Raw genomic sequence first — 17,035 nt, 5'->3', positions numbered from 1 at the left:
TGCGCGCCCTTTTCCGATCTGCCGACCGTCATGCGCGTTGACCGCTTCCTCAGCAACCTGCCCCGCTTCAACCGCAAACAGGTGCGCTTGCTGTTGGTCGAACAGCGGATCAGGGTCGACGGGCAGATCGTCAGCGATCCACATTGGGAAGTCCGCGAGTTCAGCCGTGTCGAGTGCGACGACGAAGTGCTGCAAGCCGGCAAACCACCGCGCTACTTCATGCTGCACAAACCGCCAGGTTGTGTCAGCGCCACTCGCGACCCGCAACACCCGACTGTCCTCGACCTGATCCTTGAACCTGACAAGGATGACCTGCACATCGCCGGGCGTCTGGACTTCAACACCACCGGGCTGATGCTGATCACCAACGACGGTTCCTGGTCGCGGCGCCTGACCCAACCGCAGACCAAACTGCCGAAGGTCTACTACGTCGAAACCGAACAACCGATAACGCCAAAGTACGCACAGACCTTCGCCCAGGGCCTGTACTTCGCCTTTGAAGACCTCACCACCCAGCCTGCGGACCTGGTAGTGCTGGGCGAAAAATCTGCGCGATTGAGTATCGTCGAAGGCCGTTATCACCAGGTGAAGCGGATGTTTGGCCACTTCGATAACAAGGTCTTGCGTCTGCACCGCGAACGCATGGGGCCGCTGGTACTCGATGACACATTGAGGCCGGGTGAGTACCGTCCGCTGAGCGCCACAGAGACCCAGCTGATCTGAAGCAAGCGACCGCTGAGCAGAAGTTGTCGAACAATTTACAAACTGCACTTGCGCGATGACCACTCCCCTGCTTGAATCAGGACGTCGGCCGAAATGTGACCGGCAAGTCATAACATACTTCTAAGAAACTTTTTGTCGGCAGAGCGCCTCGCAGATTCCACCTCTCCCGACAGACTGCCCGCCAATAACAATACCCGTCGACCAGCCTCCACCGGATCGACATGGGCTCAAAAATTCCAGGCGTATGCCTACCTGTCACAAAGCTCGTGCAATCTCATTGCGCGCATACCCGCTTGCCAGGAGTCTTACGACATGAGGCCAGAAATCGCTGTGCTGGATATACAAGGTCAGTACCGGGTTTACACGGAGTTCTATCGCGCAGACGCCGCAGAGAAGACCATCATTCTGGTCAACGGCTCGATGGCCACTACTGCATCGTTTGCACAAACCGTGAAAAACCTGCACCCGCAGTTCAACGTGGTGCTGTACGACCAGCCCTACGCGGGCAAGTCCAAAGCCCACAATCGGCATGAGAAAATGCTCACCAAGGAAGTCGAAGGGCAGATCCTCCTTGAGCTGATCGACCATTTTGCCGCGGAACACGTGATGTCATTCTCGTGGGGTGGCGCAGCCACCATGATTGCTCTGGCACAGCGCCCGCGCCGGATCGAAAAAGCCGTGATCAGTTCGTTCTCGCCGGTGGTCAACGAGCACATGCGCGACTACCTGGAGCGCGGTGTCGACTACCTCGGCAAGCTTGATCGCGACCGTGTCGGCCATCTGGTCAACAACACCATCGGCAAGCACCTGCCATCACTGTTCAAACGCTTCAACTATCGTCACGTCAGCACCTTGGCCGAACACGAATACGGGCAAATGCACTTCCACATCAGCCAAGTACTCAACAGCGATCGCATGTGCTACCTCAAGGCGGCCAAGCACATCGACGTGCCGGTGCTGTTCATGAACGGTGAATGGGACGAGTACACCGCCGCCAGCGATGCCCACCTGTTCGCCAGCCATGTGCAACACAGCACATTCAGCACCATCCGGGCCACCGGGCACTTTCTCGACATGGAGCACAAAGCCGCCTGCCGAGACAGCCGCCATGCACTGCTGGGGTTCCTGAAACCGGCTCATCATGAAGGCCGAACGCGTTCCCACTTCACCCAGGACCACCATGCATTGGCCATTTGAAACAGCGTCCTCGCGAGCAACCTCGTCTTCCTAGGTACACGCACTACTTCCCGGAACGAGGCTTGCCCGCGACAGACCGCAACACGCTTTCAAACCCTGCGTACCATCACCATCGCCAGCGCTGAGCCCAGCGGCCGACGAGGCGTGCGCCTACCCGCCCGAATCTGCAAAAAACCACGTAAACACAGATCCGCTAAAGAAAAACTTCAAATCCCCGGCCACATCTGGTACAAAGTCAGCCGCTCTGAGCGGGTGTCGTATAATGGCATTACTCCAGCTTCCCAAGCTGATAACGAGGGTTCGATTCCCTTCACCCGCTCCAATCAGATTTCAGTCTCACGTCGTTTTTTGACGGCGGATGCAGATAAAGAAAAAACCGGCCTTGATGGCCGGTTTTTTTATGTCTGGGGTTTGGTGGAATCGGGCTCCGAGGCATCTCCCCCACTTTTGTCCGCTGATCGATGAGCGAGTACTCTCGGAGCGTTAGCGACTACCCTGAAGTCTGTTAGCGTTTTTTTCTAAAAACACGGATTTATTATCAAATTTCATCAAGCGTTAGCATTTTCACGCCTACGAAAATTAGCGTTTTCGCACGGGACTCGCAGCAACTTCATCTTCTACACCGCACGTGTCGTCGCGCACACGATTCGAAAGGAAATGGCGGATGAAGCCAGAGTACTGGTGATCTTTCAGCGAGCTCAGGACCGGCTGAAAGAAGTACTGGAAATGTCAGACCAGGATGCGAACCGCATCATCCGCTTCATCAAGAAGAACGGCTGGGTGGTGTCCGGCAAGCTAAAGAAAGGTTACCCGCAGCTTGAAGGTGAGCGCATGGCAGAACGCGTTGTGGCGGCCGTGCGTTCTGCGTTTGAGAATCGTGAGATGGGGGGCGGCGAAGAGTGATTCTACGGCGCGGCGGATTAATGCCAGCCAAATTCAGTGTCGACCACCTATTTACTGGTGGCACAAAGAAGCCAATTTCCGAAAAGGCAATGTCCCACACGACACTGGGAATTGTCCGTACACTTGCTCATTGCTGTGCTTTTGTCACGAGACTTATAGTCGGCCGACGCCCAAATGGCGTGTCGGGTTTGGCGACTCGGCGACATGGTGCAGAAGCTTCCGAGCAGTTTCGGAGCGCTTTTGAACGCACTTAGCTACCTGTTTTTTGGCAGCTGTGCGTGGGAGATCCTAGGATCTACCGGTTTTACCATGTCCGGTTCGCCAACCCGCGTACAGCTGCCACCCATTTGTTTGGCGACAATTGAGTGGTGGGGTCTTCCAACTACATGGTGATCACTCATGAATGAATATATGGCCTTAACCAGCAACGCCGACGACCTACCCTCCCTGTTCGTCAACACCACTCAACCGCTGCATTCACTGCTCAGCACGGCCAGCTACAGAATCCGAGCCGTGACGCAGATTCTTGAAAACCTCGCGATGCGGGGTGACATCACCACTGACTCAGTCATTCTCAGCGACTTCGCATTGCTCTGCTGCATACCTTTGCGCGACGGTTGCGATGTGCTGGATGTGATTGCGCGACGTATGGATGCAGAACCGTCCTGACGTCACAAGGGGGCGCTGTTTCGGCGCCCCCTCCAGATCTTGACACCAAAAACTACGCATGCTAGCGAATGCTATACTTCTTTCAAATTGCATGAAGTCTGCAACGTCCCCCACGGCTACAGATACCGACTGCAAATCTCAGTTAACGGCTGCAGGACAGAGGAGGTCCACAGCAAGCACGAGATGGGAGGTGTGGTATGAATCGGCACTATTACATCAGTGACAATCTCGACGATCTTGAAACCGTTGAAACTGAACTGGAAGCCAACGGCATCAATACCGAACAAATTCATGTGCTCAGTGAAGAAGTGGCTGATGTTGAAGAACATCACCTCCACGAAGTTAACTCGTTAATGAAACAAGATACCGTTCACTCTGGCGAGATTGGTGCGGTGGTCGGTATACCACTCGCGGCGCTGGTCCTGGGTGGCGCCTATTGGCTAGGCTGGACCGAATCCGCAGCAGGCTGGATGCCTTTTATCTTCCTGGCGATTGTTATCGCGGGCTTCTCCATCTGGGAAGGTGGTTTTTTTGGTATCCAGGTGCCAAACACTCACTTCCGCAGTTTTAAACAGGTGGTAGACGAGGGTAAACATATCTTCTTCGTGGATGTTGAGCCGGATCAGGAATCGGTACTGGACCGGGTAATCGAACATCATCCAAGGCTGAAGATCGCCGGCACGGGAACGGCAGCCCCCCACTGGACAGTCGCCTGGCAGCACAAATGGCATCAGTTCAAACGAGTGATATCGGGTTAGCCCCGCAGGTTTGAGGGCGTCCGGAAGTGCCATCCGGACGTCGCTTATTGGCCGAAGAAAATCACCCGGCTGAGGAACACATAATCAGCCTCGGTGGCCATCAGTCCGACGAGTACCAGTAAACACAACGGTGGCACCAATATGGCGTAGACCATGGCCAACCGTTCCCAGGCCATGTGCATGAAGACGGAGACAATCAGACCTGCCTTCAACAACATGAGCGTGATGATCAGGAACCACCGGAGGTAGCCCTGGAAGTGAAAATAGTCGACGAGATACGACAACGTGCTGAGGACGAATAACAGCCCCCAGATTTTAAGGTACAAGCTGATTGGATGTTGCTGACCCTGGGTATGCGCCATCATCAGTGCTCCTCTTCAGAACCTGTTCACGACCTACCATAAATAGAAGAAAGCAAAAATAAACACCCACACCAAGTCCACGAAGTGCCAGTAAAGCCCGGCTATCTCGACGATCTGATAGTTTCCGGAGCGCTCATAATCTCCGCGCAATACTTTCATCGCCACAATGCTGAGGTAGATGACGCCGACTGACACATGCAGCCCGTGGAAACCGGTAATCATGAAAAAGCTGGCACCAAATTGCGCCGCCCCCATGGGGTTCCCCCAGGGACGCACCCCTTCTGCGATGAGCTTGCTCCATTCAAATGCCTGCATGCTGACGAAGGTCACCCCGAAGGCTGCGGTCGCCAGCATCAGGGCAGCGGTTTTCGCGCGATCACGGCGATAGGCGAAATTGACCGCCATAGCCATGGTGCCGCTGCTACTGATCAGCACAAAGGTCATGATGGCGATCAGAATAAGCGGGATTTCTCTGCCGCCAATCGTCAATGCAAACACTTCACTGGGGTTCGGCCAGGCGCTGGTGATCGTCATGCGTACCGACATGTAGCCGGTTAAAAAGCAGGTAAATACAAACGTATCGCTGAGCAGGAATATCCACATCATCGCCTTGCCCCAAGGCACCTGCCTGAAAGCCTCTCTGTCCGAGGCCCAGTCGTTGGCGATGCCCTGCCATCCCGTTGCAGGCGGCGAGCTGGGTGGATTGGATGAACTGGATTCGACTGGGGCTAGCGGGTGCGATGCCATGGCTTTTCACCTCAGGCCGCAGAATCTGGCAATGGCTTCATAGGTTGCCGGCGTACTGGTCAGCAGCGCGAATAGCACGAACCAAAGCCCCAGTAAGTAATGCCAATAGATGGCACAGAGCTCTACGCTGGCGCTGAGTTGCGGCAACGGCACGTGATGCAGGAATTTAGCGACGGTTCTGCTCCAGGCGATCAGCCCGCCCAGCAGGTGGAACCCGTGCAGGCCGGTCAACAGGTAGAAGAAACTGTTGGCCGGATTACTGGCGACAAAATAGCCCCAGGCGACAAACTGCTGCCAGACCCAGAGTTGTCCCGTCAGAAAGGCAGCTGCAAATATGCCCCCCACTGCAAAACCAATGACCGTTGCGTCCAGTCGCCCCTGTCGGGCGGCCATACGCGACCACTGCAGGGCGATGCAACTGAATACCAGAAAAGCCGTATTCAGCCATAGCTGCCATAGATTGGCTAACGGCGCCAAGGGCTCCGTCAGGGGTTGCCAGTCGGCCATTTGCGAACGTTCGATAAAGGCGACCAGAAAAAGAAAGAATAACGAGCTCACCACGGCCAGAAACAAGCGCAGGCCGACTCTTGCGTTTTGGATTCTATTGGCAGCCTCGGCGGCCTGAATATCCTCAGGACCACCACTCCAACTACCGCCGGGGTCAGCACCGTCGACGTTTCTCAATAGCAGCCTGTTCATGTCTTAACGTCCGCAATACTGGCTCCGGCACTGAGTTGCCGCATCTGCTCCAGCTCCTCGTCGGAGACCGTTTGCGGAACGAAATCCTGGTCTATTCCCGGCATGCTGTAGTCGTAGGCCCAGCGATGCACGACCGGCAGCTTCGCGCCCCAGTTACCGTGTACCGGCGGGGTGTCCGGCGTTTGCCATTCCAGACTGGCTGCGCCCCAGGGGTTACTGCCTGCCGGCTTGCCTTTGAAAGTGCTCCAGGCCAGGTTGAACAGGAACAGCAGTTGGGAAACGCCGACGATCAATGCGACCACCGTAATGAAAGAATTCAGTTCTTGCGCCGACTGCGGAATGAACGCGTAGTTGTCATAGGCGTAGTAGCGGCGTGGCATACCCTGGAACCCCAGGTAGTGCATGGGAAAGAAAATCGCGTAGGTGCCGAGAAAGGTAATCCAGAAATGCAGCTTGCCGAGGGTGTCGTTCGTCATGCGCCCGGTGACTTTCGGGAACCAATGATAAATGCCGCCGAACACCACCAGTACCGGTGCGACACCCATGACCATATGAAAATGGGCCACGACGAAATAGGTGTCCGAGAGCGGAATGTCCACGATCACATTACCGAGAAACAACCCGGTCAGACCGCCGACCAGAAAGGTGACGATAAAGGCCAGGGCAAACAGCATCGGTACGGTCAAATGAATGTCGCCCCGCCACAGGGTCAGAATCCAGTTGTAGACTTTCAGTGCGGTCGGCACCGCGATGATCAAGGTGGTGGTGGCGAAGAAAAAGCCAAAGTACGGGTTCATTCCGCTGACATACATATGGTGTGCCCAGACCACAAAACTGAGTACGCCAATCGCAATAATGGCCCACACCATCATTCGGTAGCCGAAGATACCTTTACGCGCATGCGTGCTGATCAAGTCGGAGACCAGACCAAACGCCGGGAGAGCAACGATATAGACTTCCGGGTGGCCGAAAAACCAGAACAGGTGCTGGAATAATATCGGGCTGCCACCTTGGTGATCGAGCTGCTGCCCCAGCGAGATGATCGCCGGCATAAAGAAGCTGGTGCCCAACAGCTTGTCGAACAGCGTCATGATCGCGCTGACAAACAACGCCGGGAAAGCCAGCAAGGCCATAATCGAGGCCATGAAGATTCCCCATACGGAGAGCGGCATGCGAAACAATGTCATGCCGTGCGTGCGCGCCTGCAACACCGTGGTGACGTAGTTCAACCCGCCCATGGTGGTTGCGACGATAAAAATCGCCAGTGAGACGAGCATCAGTACGATGCCCCACTCGGTCCCCGGTGTCCCCTTGGTAATGGACTGTGGCGGATAGAGCGTCCAGCCCGCACCGGTGGGGCCGCCAGAAACAAAGAAACTGGCGAGCAACACCAGTACCGCGAGCAAGTAGGTCCAGTAACTCAGCATGTTGACGTAGGGGAAGACCATGTCACGGGCCCCCACCATCAGCGGGATCAGATAGTTGCCGAAGCCGCCGAGAAACAAGGCCGTCAGCAAATAAATGACCATGATCATGCCGTGCATGGTCATCGCTTGATAGTAAGTACTGGCGTCCATGAACCCCAAACTACCGGGGAAGCCTATCTGCAAGCGCATCAAATCGGACAACACCACGGCGATGATGCCCACGAATATAGCCGTCAAGGAATACTGAATGGCGATGACCTTGTGGTCCTGACTCCAGATATATTTGGTCAGGAAACTCTTGGGCTCGTGCAGTGCTTCTGTTTCGGCTTGCTCCGCATAGGCCATCACGTCATCCTCCAACTGAAGTTTCGGTGTATTGCTGGCTGCTTACGGCTACTTTCCTGGCTCCGCCTTGCTCGTATCAGCGTCGGCATTCGCTTTGGATTTGATAAAAGCGATCAGTGCGCTCAACTCCTTATCACTCGGCGTAAAGGTCGGCATGATGGGTGCATAACCCTTGACGATTTTGGCGTTAGGCTTGAGAACCGATTCTTTTATATAGTCCTCATCGACCTTTATCCTCGTACCGTCCTCAAGGGTTTCTGTCTTGCCATACAGGCCCTGCCAGCTGGGACCAACGCCCTTGCTGCCATCGACACTGTGGCAGGCCAGACAGCCGAACGACTTGGCCAGTTGCTGTCCCTGCGCCGCCAAGTCTTCACCTGGGGCAGAAAGCTCATCGCCTTGGCGCGCGGTACCCAGTGATTTGATCAGGGTGACGAGAGCACCCAGTTCATCATCATTGAGAGTATAGGCCACCATGACCGGCGGGTAGCCCTGCACCCGCCGGGCCTTTGGATCGAGAATCGCCGATTTAAGGTAAGCCTCATCGACCTGCACACTGGTGCCATCGGCAAGCTGTTCAGTGCGGCCGTACAGCCCTTTCCATCCCGGGCCGAGACTGGCACTGCCATCCTGGCTATGGCAGGCGTTGCAACCGTACTTCTCGACCAACAGCCGGCCTTTTTCCAGCACGCTGTCGCGACTGGGTTTGGCAGCTGCCGCTAATGTCTGCGCAAAAGTCGGTTGGCTGCTCAGCCATTGATCGAAGGCGTTCTGTTCGTCCACGATCATATGGCCGCGCATGTTGTAATGCCCTACGCCACAATACTCAGCGCACATAATTTCATATTGCCCGGTTTTAGTTGGCGTAAACCAAAAGTACGACACCATCCCCGGCACCATGTCCATCTTGCCGCGCATTTGCGGTACATCGAAATCGTGCAGTACATCTTTAGAACGCAGTAAAACTTTTACCGGCTTATCGAGCGGGAGGTGAACTTCATTGTTGAGTATCAATATATCGTCCTGCCCTGCAGGATCCTTGAGATCAAGACCGAAAGGGTTGATGGAATCAGCAAACTTGATATCCGACTTTCCCAACTTCCCGTCTCGACCGGGAAAACGAAAAGCCCACTGCCACTGTTGGGCAACCACTTCAAGTTCATAAGCTTTTTTCGGCACCCGGACGAAATCACTATAAACAACCAGGCCTGGCGCCAACATCGCGGCAATACCGACCGACGTAACGATAATTAACCATAACTCCAATTTCTTATTGCCTGGCTGGTAAGCCGCCCTGGCACCGTCCTTGTGACGATAACGCATCACGGCGACCGCCATAAATACCGTGATGGCGATGAAAAATATTCCGCTGATGACCAGGGTGATGAACTGGGTGGTGTCTATTGACCCCCAGTTGGAAGCGGCCGGTGTCGCATGCCAAGGCGCCAGGATGTTGAACAACACTGATGCAACAACGATTAGAATCAAGATAATTGCTATTGCCATTTTCTCTTCATCCTATTCCTGTCACGCGTGGATTATGCAAAAGCATCGCCACTTAACAGCATCGTCAAATTAATATTAATCTGACGTCCCAGCAGAGCAGACAAGCACCACTGCTCCTGACGGTAAAGTCAGCAAGAAGTATAGTGCAGGAACGGAGCAAGCGCTTTTCCTGAAGTACCGTGACGCACGAGCATTCCAACTCCAACAGTAAGTTAATTAGTTAAATCCATTCGCCACCTATAGCTAAAGATATTCAGCATCACGCCTCCCTGTACTCAATTGGGCATAGCGACTTGTTTCCGATCAGTCAAAATAATCAGGATCGAGCCCCACGCCCCCAAGCGACGCCCGGTTGCCAGCTATACTTAATTTCTGATTACGGACGGTAGAGATCGACCAGAAGTGGCCCGAGCTACAGAGTCCAGCAGTCCACAACGGAGGTTCCGTCATGAGTGCCTTGACGATCGAAGGCTGGTGCAAAATCAGCGGCGCCCAAAAATCCACCCCGGTGGGAGAGATCCATTTTGACGTCGATGCCCCCCTCCACCTGCGCCTGGAGGAAGCTGAAGAACGCCTGCAGAAGACCCATGAGCGTGAAGCCATGGTCGATGTCGACATGAGTTCAATGGATTTGATCCTGCCCGAGGGATACGGCCCCTTGTCCGACTGCCAAATGCGCGTCTATTTGCAACACGAACGCGGTCAGTTCCATCTGGTCGGACATCGAGCAAGCGATGGAAGCTTGATCTATACCAATGCGGTATTGATTGATCAGCTGCTTGAGTAGCGACTACGTGATTCTCGGCATCGGGTTTTCTCTGCGGGGGAAGCGCGGTGTCAAAAACTCATCTTTGTAAACAGAAAATGCAGAGACAAGAAAAACCGGTCCTCAGTGACCGGTTTTTCATGCCCGCCATTCAGCAATAACACGCGTTGAACTGGCATTGAAGGAATCAGAAACACTCCAGCGCTGCTCCTGGACACCGTGTCTTGCGGTGGTTCCTACACTGTTCCCTACCACTCATCCATTCTGTCGCCACCAGCGGTGGTTATAGTGTTGATAACTTATTTTCAGTAGGTATAGTAACCACCTACACAGCACAGGGAAGTGATGTGAATAGCCGATATTTGATAACCCAAATCGTCGCAGACGGCTGGTATCTGGTACGGGTCAGGGGCAGCCATCACCACTTCAAGCATCCTGTGAAGCCCGGTCTGGTCACCGTCCCACACCCGAAAAAGGATTTACTGACCAAAACGGCCGTCAGCATCCTGCAACAGGCCCTGCTGTATTGAACCGGCGAACAGCACCCAGAGGACAACGAACATGCTTTACCCAATTGCGATTTCAATGGGCGATAACGAACACGCCTGGGGCGTGGAAGTGCCGGATATTCCGGGCTGTTTCTCGGCCGGTGATGACCTGGACGATGCGATCGCCATGGCGCGCGAAGCCATCGAAGGCCACTTCGAGATACTCGCCGAAGACGGCTCGGCGATTCCACCCGCCAACAAGGTCACCGTACACGCGGCCAATCCGCAGTACGCCGGCGCTACCTGGGCATTGGTGGACATCGATGTCACCAAGTACCTGGGCAAGGCTCAGAAACTCAACATCACCCTGCCCGGCTATCTGCTGACCCGTATCGACGAATACGTGCTGCATCACCCGGAAGAAAAAAGCCGTTCCGGCTTCCTCGCCTCGGCGGCGTTGAAAGTGTTGCAACAGGGCTGAGGGCAACAGCTTCAGGCCTGATGCAGCAACGGCCTTTAGCGGGTCGCCACAATGAATAAACGCGGGAACGGCAGCAACACCGAACCATCGGCCAGCACCGGGAAGAATGGCTCTAACGCAGCCAGGTATTGCTCGAGGTACTGAGCTTTTTCCGCCTCGTCGAGCGGTTCAAGAAACGGCCGCAAACCGCTGCCCTTGAACCACTCGACCACGGCCGCAGGACCGCCCGCCAGCGGGTGATGGTAGGTGGTGCGCCACACATCGACCCGCGAGGCGCACGAACACAGCATCTGGTAGTAGGTATTGGCATCGTCGAGGGTCGTCCGTTGCCCGGCGATATCCGCAAGCTTGCGGGCCCAAGGCCCGTTATTGGCGACTTCACGCATCATTCGATGCGACGGTTGATCGAGGTTGTCGGGCATTTGAATCGCCAGGCTGCCACCCGGTGCGAGCTTGGCCACCAGCGACGGCAACAGCGTGGCATGGTCGGGTAACCACTGGAACACCGCGTTGGCGAAGATCACATCGAACGGGCCGGGCTCGCTCCAGGCGGCGATATCGGCAATGTCGAAACGTACGTCCGGCAAGCGTTTGCGGGCGGCGTCGATCATGTCGGCCGAGCTGTCCAGCCCACGCACCGCGGCGTTGGCAAAACGCTGCACGAGCAATTCGGTAGAGTTGCCGGGGCCACAGCCGATGTCGATCACCGAACGCGCATCGGTGTTCGGGATAGCCGCCAGCAAATCGCGCGCCGGGCGCGTGCGCTCATCTTCGAAAGCCACATACTGTTTGGCAGACCAGCTCATCGCGTACTCCTGTAACGGATCAGGACATGAGCGACGCGCTAGACTCTGCGTTTCGCTCGTGGGGCGCCAGTAAGCGACGGCCCAACCAAGTTCGTCAAGACTCGGCTGGATGAGAGGGAACGCGATTCGTAGCAGCTGCCGGAGGCTGCGTTCGGCTGCGCAGCAGTCGTAAACCCTGAATCCACGGTTAACCTGAAAGAACGCGTTGCCTGATTTTACGAGCGCTTCGCACTCGAACGCAGCCTTCGGCAGCTGCTACGTATTGTCATGAATTCGAGATCGTGACAGCGTCCGGACAGCACAAAAAAGCGACCCGAAGGTCGCTCTTTTTTGATTCGGCGAAACGCTGGATCTAGTGGGCCCAGCCCCCGCCTTGCCAATGCCAGCCATCGTTGCGCTGTTCCCAATGCGGGTGCACGTAACGATAACCCCGGCGTTCCGGTTCCCAGTGCCCACGAACGGCGACATAACGCCCGCCTTCCCAGCGCCAGTAACCGCGCGACCAGACATAACCTGGCCGGCCCGCGGGCTCCACTTCGATCACCTGGACCGGTGGTGGCTGCGGCGCGATGACTTCGACGTACTCGCGTGGTGGCGGACGCCGATCGTGAACCACACGCTCCTGTACGCAACCGGAGGCCGCGATGACCACTGCTACCAATGCCGCGTAACGTAACAACATGCTGCCTCCTGAGGCTCATCGGCCAATAGAGTAACCCTGTACAACCATGCCCCCTTTACCGCCGCGCTCCTGCTTGGCGTATGAATATTTGTACCAGTAGATATCTGTCTAATACCTGAACCCACCTAAAGGAACTGTGTAAAGAAAAGTTGACCTTCCACAGATCGCAGAACCTGCGAGAAGTTGCTACAAAGCACTGCTACCAAATTCAAGGACCCGATGCAGTTCGTGGTGTCGGCGGCTGGGATACCCACGTCAATCAAGGCAGCACCAGCGGCCAACTGGCCAACAACCTGGCGAACCTCGGTGAAGGCCTGGTCGCCTATGCCCAGGCGCTGGGGGAAGAGTGGAACAACACCACCGTGGTGGTGCTCTCGGAGTTCGGCCGTACCTTCCGTGAAAACGGCTCCAGGGGCACCGACCACGGGCATGGCACGGTGTACTGGGTACTCGGCGGCAACGTTCGCGGTGGACGCATCGTGGGTGAACAGGTGGCGGTCAACCCACAAAGCCTGCTGCAAAACCGCGATTACCCGGTGCTCAACAATTATCGGAACCTGCTCGGTGGTTTACTTGGCAGGACCTGGGGCTTATCCGCTTCGCAGTTGCAGAACGTATTTCCCGGTGCGCGTCCGGACGCATTGCAGTTGCTCTGATCGGCGATCGGCGCAAGGCTTGCTCAAAGCCATCGACGGTCAATTCTCCGACACCCTGGAAGTGAAGCTGCCGAGGTCGGTAATCGTTGCTCAATGGCACACAATTCAGAGGGAAATCAACGCTTGGGAAACGTTCTGGATCACCACTTCCTTATCGCCAAATCATCGGAAATTAGAAGCAAAACTACCGTTCGTCGAACGAAGCCCCGTCTGTTTTGACAGCTTAAGACGGACATCTATATTCCAGACGCGGCCTGTTGGAAGGAACCTGGGCCGGTCACTTTTATAGGCAAGGAGCCAGGCCAGCTCGTACCTTGTGATCGGTAGGTTCCCCATAGTAGCGCGCTTACAGCAGCCGTATGGCAATCAAGCGTTGTTGTGCCTGGTAGACGCCAGGCCCTCACTATGAACAAGGAGCTTTACTATGTCTCGAGTCACGGATGTGCTTGTTTCGATCGACACCGAATCCATTCTGAAAAACTACCCGAACATCAGCAAAAATCCCAACGCGCCAACGCTTATCGATGTCAGTCATGTGTACATGGTCACCAACCGGGACAACGTGATCAATGGCCAGGCCGGTGGCGAACTGAATCTGAAAGCCTCCGTCGGTGACCTGATTCGCTGGCGTGAAACCAGCCTGTCGCAGAGCTTCGAAACAGCGGTAATTTTCTACAAGTTCATCGGCAACGCGGGTAATGAGCTGATCTCGACACCGACGCCACGCAAGGCCACCGCATGTGTTGCCGTGCCAAACACCAGCAACCCGTCAGTGCCTAGCTGCCAGAAAGTCGATAACCATTACTGGTCTTCGGAAACCCTGGCCACCGGCAGCGTGACCTATCACTTCAACTTCCTGATCGTGAACCGGGACTGCCAGATTGTAGGTTGCTGCTCGTGGGATCCGTTCATCACCATCCGTAACTGATCTGGACGGCCCCTTGGCGACAAGGGGCCGTCCCCTCTACCTCGCGCCCCGACTGGAACTGGATGTCTTGCGTAAGCCGCAGCGGTGGCCGCGATCGACCCACATCATGAAAGGAAGCCGTGATGTCTACAGATACCAGCGCAAATCCGTCATCCACCACTGAGCAGGCAACCAATGTGTTGCTGATTATCGACGCCGAAACCCTGCTCACCCGCTACCCGGAACCGAGCCTCGACCCGCAGAAACCGACCGTGATCGAGGACGGCTTCATTTTCACCTTTGGCGCGTCCCTGGGGACAACGCCAACGTCCAAGAGCCCTTGCCTTGAACTACCGGCAAGTTCAACCAAAACCTTCCACATCCGTGGCCGAACCGTCGGCCTGCACGCCGAACACAGCGTGGTATTTTACAACCTGACTGTGGGCGACGCCGGTGTGTTCTCAAAACCGCATCTGGTGGTGCATAACGGCCAGACCTTGCCCGCCCCCAATCCCGAATCCCCCACCGAACCGCTCGCGGTAAAAGCCGATGATCACTACTGGCATTGCCAGCAGCTGAGCACCGGAGTCGAGCAGTGCGAGCTGAGCTTTATGCTGGTGAACAGCAGCTGTGAAGTGCTGGGGTATTTCAGTTGGACGGTTGGGGTAAAGCTGTCGAGCTAAAGTGCCCGGACTGTTTTTGTGGCGAGGCTCGAAGCGGTACCGGCTCGCCACCTACTTTGTAGCAGCTGCCGAAGGCTGCGTTCGGCCCGCGTAGCGGCCGTAAATCTGGCACCGCATCATTTCTGAGGTACAGAGAACACGGTTTTGCGAGGGTTTCACCCTCGAACGCAGGCTTCGCCAGCTGCTACGGATCGAGTGAGCATGCATGACTCAACCATCCACCCGACCCGATTGGCTGTTGGCCTGAAGGGCCCTTGCCATATGCAAATGGTTTTCGAGCTTGGGCAGGGTTTCTGCAACGAAGGCCTTGAGTTCCGGCACGTCGGTGGTTTGTGCTTCCTGCTTCAACTGTTCGATGGTTTCCTGGGTGGTTTTCACCTGGCTGGCGGCAAAGGCCGTGTCGAAGGAGTCGCCGTCCTTGACCTCAGGAATCAGCGCCTTGGCCTTGCTGGCCACCTCGTCTCTGGGGGCGACGGGCAGATCGAGTTTCTTGGCGATTTTCGCCAGATGCTGGTTAGCCGTGGTGCGGTCGTTGATCACCACAATCGTGTAATCCTTGACCTCTTTGGATTCGGTTTTCTGGTGAGCCAGGCGGCTGGCTTCGATGTCTGCCATACCTTTGACCGAGGTGTCATTGATGAAGTCGGTTGGCGACTGGGCAAAAGCGTTGCTGGCGCCCAGGCCTAGCAACACGACAAAACTGATGGTCGATAATCGGCTGGCCATACGGCTCATGGTCACGCCCTCCTTGAACAGGCAAATGAGTGCAACGGGTTTCCCCGCCTGACGTCTGAAGTTAAAACACCGCAAAGGTTTAGAAAAATTGCACCGGCCGCGACGAACGGCGCCCGAATGGAAGCCGAATCAGACGCGGTCCAGCCGTCCACTCAGGCGTTTGACTGCGTACATGGCCTCATCCGCATGCTTGAACAATTGCTTTTCTTCGCTGCCATGCTCGGGGTAGAGCGCGATGCCGATACTCGGCAGGATGTTCAGGGTATGGCTCTCCAGGCGCATCGGCTGGCCAAGCACCTGACGGATTTTGATCGCCACACGGGCTGCATCTTCGGCGGCCTGAATGCTGTCGAGCAAGACCACAAACTCATCACCGCCAATGCGCGCCACCGTATCGGACTCACGCACACAGCCTTGCAGTCGATTGGCCACCGCTTGCAGCAACATGTCGCCGACGCCATGGCCATAGGTGTCGTTGACCTGTTTGAAGTGGTCCAGGTCGACGTACAGCAGCGCCATGCGTCCAGAGTTTCTTCTGGCTTTACCGAGGGCAGCAGTCAGGCGTTCACGCAACAGTTCGCGGTTAGGCAAGCGGGTCAACTGGTCGTGCTGCGCCATGAATTGCAACCGGCAGTGCAATTGCTTGCGCTCAATGGCTGCCGCGAGCTGGGCACAAACGTATTGCAGCAGCTCCTTGTCGCGCTCGGTATAGCGTTCGCCACCGGGTACGCTTTTGACGATCAGCGCACCGATGGTGCCTTTCTGTGAGTTCAGCGGCACACCCAGCCAGCAGGGTGAGTCCTGGCCATTTCCAACCTCGAACAGTCCGGGCATCGAGAAAGGTTGGTCAGGCGTCACCAGCACCGGCTGCCCCGTTTCGATCACCTCGGTGCAAAGCCGGCCGGTAACGCTGCACAGCGGATCGCTCTCGTGTTCGTCGACGTGGTACGGGAAACTCAATTGCTCGCAGTGCTCGTCATAGAGCGCCACCGAGAAGTTCAGCGCCGGCAGCCATTCGCCAATCAATTGATGAACGAGCTTGAACAGCGCCAGCAGATCCTCAGCAGCATGGGCTGCTTCGGAGATCGCGTACAGTGCGGCCTGCCGGGACTCTGCCTGTTTGCGCTCGGTGATGTCACGGGCCACGGCGATGCGCAGTTGATCGACTTCAGACCAACGCGCCGACCAGAGAAGATGCACCACCTGACCATCCTTGCGCAGGTAGCGGTTTTCGAAGTTCGGGTTGGGTTGGCCGCGCATGATTTCCCGAGCGGCGTCCAGGGTCCGTTGGCGATCGGCCGGGTGGACCATCTCGATCATCGACTGGCCGATCAGCTCGTCCGGGGTGTAGCCGAACACTCGCTCGCTGGCGGCACTGACAAAGACGAAGCGCCCCTGGCTATCGACCGCACACACGACGTCGAGCAAAAGATCGATGTAACTCGCCAGCGGCGCGGAATTACTGGTGGTCATCGTGGATGGATACTGTCCAAAA

The 17,035-nt window shown here is 56.1% G+C and carries 19 protein-coding genes, 1 tRNA gene and 1 pseudogene; 12 read left to right on the top strand and 9 right to left on the bottom strand.

Going from position 1 to position 17,035, the window contains the following annotated elements:
- Nucleotides 1-30: 30 nt before the first annotated feature.
- From AO353_RS17535 to AO353_RS17510, 6 genes and pseudogenes are all read left to right on the top strand, one after another.
- Nucleotides 31-723, top strand: a complete 693-nt coding sequence (locus tag AO353_RS17535; protein WP_054596092.1) for a pseudouridine synthase — start codon at nt 31-33, stop codon at nt 721-723.
- Between the two features lie 312 nt (nt 724-1,035).
- Nucleotides 1,036-1,920 (top strand): alpha/beta fold hydrolase, encoded by an 885-nt coding sequence (locus AO353_RS17530; protein WP_054596091.1) that lies wholly within the window; start codon nt 1,036-1,038, stop codon nt 1,918-1,920.
- Between the two features lie 248 nt (nt 1,921-2,168).
- Nucleotides 2,169-2,242 (top strand) — tRNA-Gly (locus tag AO353_RS17525).
- Between the two features lie 209 nt (nt 2,243-2,451).
- Nucleotides 2,452-2,823: pseudogene (locus AO353_RS17520) on the top strand (cell filamentation protein Fic); the annotation flags it as partial.
- 399 nt (nt 2,824-3,222) lie between these two features.
- Nucleotides 3,223-3,492 carry a hypothetical protein gene (locus AO353_RS17515; protein ID WP_054596089.1) on the top strand — a complete coding sequence of 90 codons (270 nt, stop codon included), beginning with the start codon at nt 3,223-3,225 and terminating at the stop codon, nt 3,490-3,492.
- A 197-nt stretch (nt 3,493-3,689) separates the two neighbouring features.
- Nucleotides 3,690-4,250 (top strand): hypothetical protein, encoded by a 561-nt coding sequence (locus tag AO353_RS17510; protein ID WP_054596088.1) that lies wholly within the window; start codon nt 3,690-3,692, stop codon nt 4,248-4,250.
- A 44-nt stretch (nt 4,251-4,294) separates the two neighbouring features.
- On the opposite strand, the gene AO353_RS17505 is transcribed toward AO353_RS17510, so the two are convergent.
- From AO353_RS17505 to AO353_RS17485, 5 genes are read right to left on the bottom strand one after another with little or no spacing between them, the layout of a single operon-like run.
- Nucleotides 4,295-4,612, bottom strand: a complete 318-nt coding sequence (locus tag AO353_RS17505; protein WP_054598259.1) for a cytochrome C oxidase subunit IV family protein — start codon at nt 4,610-4,612, stop codon at nt 4,295-4,297.
- 33 nt (nt 4,613-4,645) lie between these two features.
- Nucleotides 4,646-5,359, bottom strand: a complete 714-nt coding sequence (locus tag AO353_RS17500) for a heme-copper oxidase subunit III family protein (RefSeq protein WP_024265019.1) — start codon at nt 5,357-5,359, stop codon at nt 4,646-4,648.
- 6 nt (nt 5,360-5,365) lie between these two features.
- Entirely contained in the window at nt 5,366-6,058 is a 693-nt protein-coding gene (locus AO353_RS17495) for a cytochrome c oxidase subunit 3 (protein WP_054596087.1), read from the bottom strand.
- Nucleotides 6,055-7,830 carry a cytochrome c oxidase subunit I gene (ctaD, locus tag AO353_RS17490; protein WP_054596086.1) on the bottom strand — a complete coding sequence of 592 codons (1,776 nt, stop codon included), beginning with the start codon at nt 7,828-7,830 and terminating at the stop codon, nt 6,055-6,057. Before ctaD ends, AO353_RS17495 begins: the two co-directional genes overlap by 4 nt.
- Before the next feature lie 48 nt (nt 7,831-7,878).
- Nucleotides 7,879-9,336, bottom strand: a complete 1,458-nt coding sequence (locus AO353_RS17485) for a cytochrome c oxidase subunit II (RefSeq protein WP_054596085.1) — start codon at nt 9,334-9,336, stop codon at nt 7,879-7,881.
- A 448-nt stretch (nt 9,337-9,784) separates the two neighbouring features.
- Here AO353_RS17485 and AO353_RS17480 point away from each other — a divergent pair, with 448 nt between their 5' ends.
- The 3 genes from AO353_RS17480 to AO353_RS17475 all read left to right on the top strand — a co-directional run bounded on the left by AO353_RS17480 (nt 9,785) and on the right by AO353_RS17475 (nt 11,071).
- A complete protein-coding gene (locus tag AO353_RS17480; protein WP_054596084.1) occupies nt 9,785-10,123 on the top strand; it encodes a hypothetical protein in 339 nt (112 codons plus the stop codon).
- Between the two features lie 326 nt (nt 10,124-10,449).
- Nucleotides 10,450-10,632: a type II toxin-antitoxin system HicA family toxin gene (locus tag AO353_RS29865; protein WP_081013750.1), complete on the top strand. Its 183-nt coding sequence runs from the start codon at nt 10,450-10,452 to the stop codon at nt 10,630-10,632.
- Between the two features lie 31 nt (nt 10,633-10,663).
- On the top strand, nt 10,664-11,071 hold the full coding sequence (locus AO353_RS17475; RefSeq protein WP_054596083.1) for a type II toxin-antitoxin system HicB family antitoxin: 408 nt from the start codon (nt 10,664-10,666) through the stop codon (nt 11,069-11,071).
- A 35-nt stretch (nt 11,072-11,106) separates the two neighbouring features.
- Here AO353_RS17475 and tam read toward each other — a convergent pair whose 3' ends face one another.
- Both tam and AO353_RS17465 read right to left on the bottom strand, forming a co-directional pair.
- Nucleotides 11,107-11,877: a trans-aconitate 2-methyltransferase gene (gene tam / locus AO353_RS17470; RefSeq protein WP_054596082.1), complete on the bottom strand. Its 771-nt coding sequence runs from the start codon at nt 11,875-11,877 to the stop codon at nt 11,107-11,109.
- Nucleotides 11,878-12,229: 352 nt separating this feature from the next.
- Nucleotides 12,230-12,559: a YXWGXW repeat-containing protein gene (locus AO353_RS17465; RefSeq protein ID WP_019692252.1), complete on the bottom strand. Its 330-nt coding sequence runs from the start codon at nt 12,557-12,559 to the stop codon at nt 12,230-12,232.
- A gap of 149 nt (nt 12,560-12,708) precedes the next feature.
- On the opposite strand from AO353_RS17465, the gene AO353_RS17460 reads away from it, so the two are divergent.
- From AO353_RS17460 to AO353_RS17450, 3 genes are all read left to right on the top strand, one after another.
- A complete protein-coding gene (locus AO353_RS17460; protein ID WP_237142899.1) occupies nt 12,709-13,215 on the top strand; it encodes a DUF1501 domain-containing protein in 507 nt (168 codons plus the stop codon).
- 424 nt (nt 13,216-13,639) lie between these two features.
- Entirely contained in the window at nt 13,640-14,143 is a 504-nt protein-coding gene (locus AO353_RS17455) for an inclusion body family protein (protein ID WP_054596081.1), read from the top strand.
- Nucleotides 14,144-14,265: 122 nt separating this feature from the next.
- Nucleotides 14,266-14,805 carry an AidA/PixA family protein gene (locus tag AO353_RS17450; RefSeq protein WP_054596080.1) on the top strand — a complete coding sequence of 180 codons (540 nt, stop codon included), beginning with the start codon at nt 14,266-14,268 and terminating at the stop codon, nt 14,803-14,805.
- Nucleotides 14,806-15,015: 210 nt separating this feature from the next.
- Here AO353_RS17450 and AO353_RS17445 read toward each other — a convergent pair whose 3' ends face one another.
- Both AO353_RS17445 and AO353_RS17440 read right to left on the bottom strand, forming a co-directional pair.
- Nucleotides 15,016-15,540 carry a DUF4142 domain-containing protein gene (locus tag AO353_RS17445; protein ID WP_054596079.1) on the bottom strand — a complete coding sequence of 175 codons (525 nt, stop codon included), beginning with the start codon at nt 15,538-15,540 and terminating at the stop codon, nt 15,016-15,018.
- A gap of 129 nt (nt 15,541-15,669) precedes the next feature.
- Complete coding sequence (locus tag AO353_RS17440; RefSeq protein WP_054596078.1) at nt 15,670-17,013, bottom strand: GGDEF domain-containing protein; 1,344 nt, start codon at nt 17,011-17,013, stop codon at nt 15,670-15,672.
- Nucleotides 17,014-17,035 lie beyond the last annotated feature (22 nt).

The sequence above is a fragment of the Pseudomonas fluorescens genome (assembly GCF_001307155.1).
GTDB classification, from domain to species: domain Bacteria; phylum Pseudomonadota; class Gammaproteobacteria; order Pseudomonadales; family Pseudomonadaceae; genus Aquipseudomonas; species Aquipseudomonas helvetica.
This window is presented reverse-complemented; position numbering and strand designations above follow the sequence as displayed.

Excerpts from the sequence above, each read along its gene's own strand:
- AO353_RS17535 (WP_054596092.1), top strand. The coding sequence starts at position 31 with ATGCGCGTTGACCGCTTCCTCAGCAACCTGCCCCGCTTCAACCGCAAA.
- AO353_RS17530 (WP_054596091.1), top strand. The coding sequence starts at position 1,036 with ATGAGGCCAGAAATCGCTGTGCTGGATATACAAGGTCAGTACCGGGTT.
- AO353_RS17515 (WP_054596089.1), top strand. The coding sequence starts at position 3,223 with ATGAATGAATATATGGCCTTAACCAGCAACGCCGACGACCTACCCTCC.
- AO353_RS17510 (WP_054596088.1), top strand. The coding sequence starts at position 3,690 with ATGAATCGGCACTATTACATCAGTGACAATCTCGACGATCTTGAAACC.
- AO353_RS17505 (WP_054598259.1), bottom strand. The coding sequence starts at position 4,612 with ATGGCGCATACCCAGGGTCAGCAACATCCAATCAGCTTGTACCTTAAA.
- AO353_RS17500 (WP_024265019.1), bottom strand. The coding sequence starts at position 5,359 with ATGGCATCGCACCCGCTAGCCCCAGTCGAATCCAGTTCATCCAATCCA.
- AO353_RS17495 (WP_054596087.1), bottom strand. The coding sequence starts at position 6,058 with ATGAACAGGCTGCTATTGAGAAACGTCGACGGTGCTGACCCCGGCGGT.
- ctaD (WP_054596086.1), bottom strand. The coding sequence starts at position 7,830 with ATGGCCTATGCGGAGCAAGCCGAAACAGAAGCACTGCACGAGCCCAAG.
- AO353_RS17485 (WP_054596085.1), bottom strand. The coding sequence starts at position 9,336 with ATGGCAATAGCAATTATCTTGATTCTAATCGTTGTTGCATCAGTGTTG.
- AO353_RS17480 (WP_054596084.1), top strand. The coding sequence starts at position 9,785 with ATGAGTGCCTTGACGATCGAAGGCTGGTGCAAAATCAGCGGCGCCCAA.
- AO353_RS17475 (WP_054596083.1), top strand. The coding sequence starts at position 10,664 with ATGCTTTACCCAATTGCGATTTCAATGGGCGATAACGAACACGCCTGG.
- tam (WP_054596082.1), bottom strand. The coding sequence starts at position 11,877 with ATGAGCTGGTCTGCCAAACAGTATGTGGCTTTCGAAGATGAGCGCACG.
- AO353_RS17465 (WP_019692252.1), bottom strand. The coding sequence starts at position 12,559 with ATGTTGTTACGTTACGCGGCATTGGTAGCAGTGGTCATCGCGGCCTCC.
- AO353_RS17455 (WP_054596081.1), top strand. The coding sequence starts at position 13,640 with ATGTCTCGAGTCACGGATGTGCTTGTTTCGATCGACACCGAATCCATT.
- AO353_RS17450 (WP_054596080.1), top strand. The coding sequence starts at position 14,266 with ATGTCTACAGATACCAGCGCAAATCCGTCATCCACCACTGAGCAGGCA.
- AO353_RS17445 (WP_054596079.1), bottom strand. The coding sequence starts at position 15,540 with ATGAGCCGTATGGCCAGCCGATTATCGACCATCAGTTTTGTCGTGTTG.
- AO353_RS17440 (WP_054596078.1), bottom strand. The coding sequence starts at position 17,013 with ATGACCACCAGTAATTCCGCGCCGCTGGCGAGTTACATCGATCTTTTG.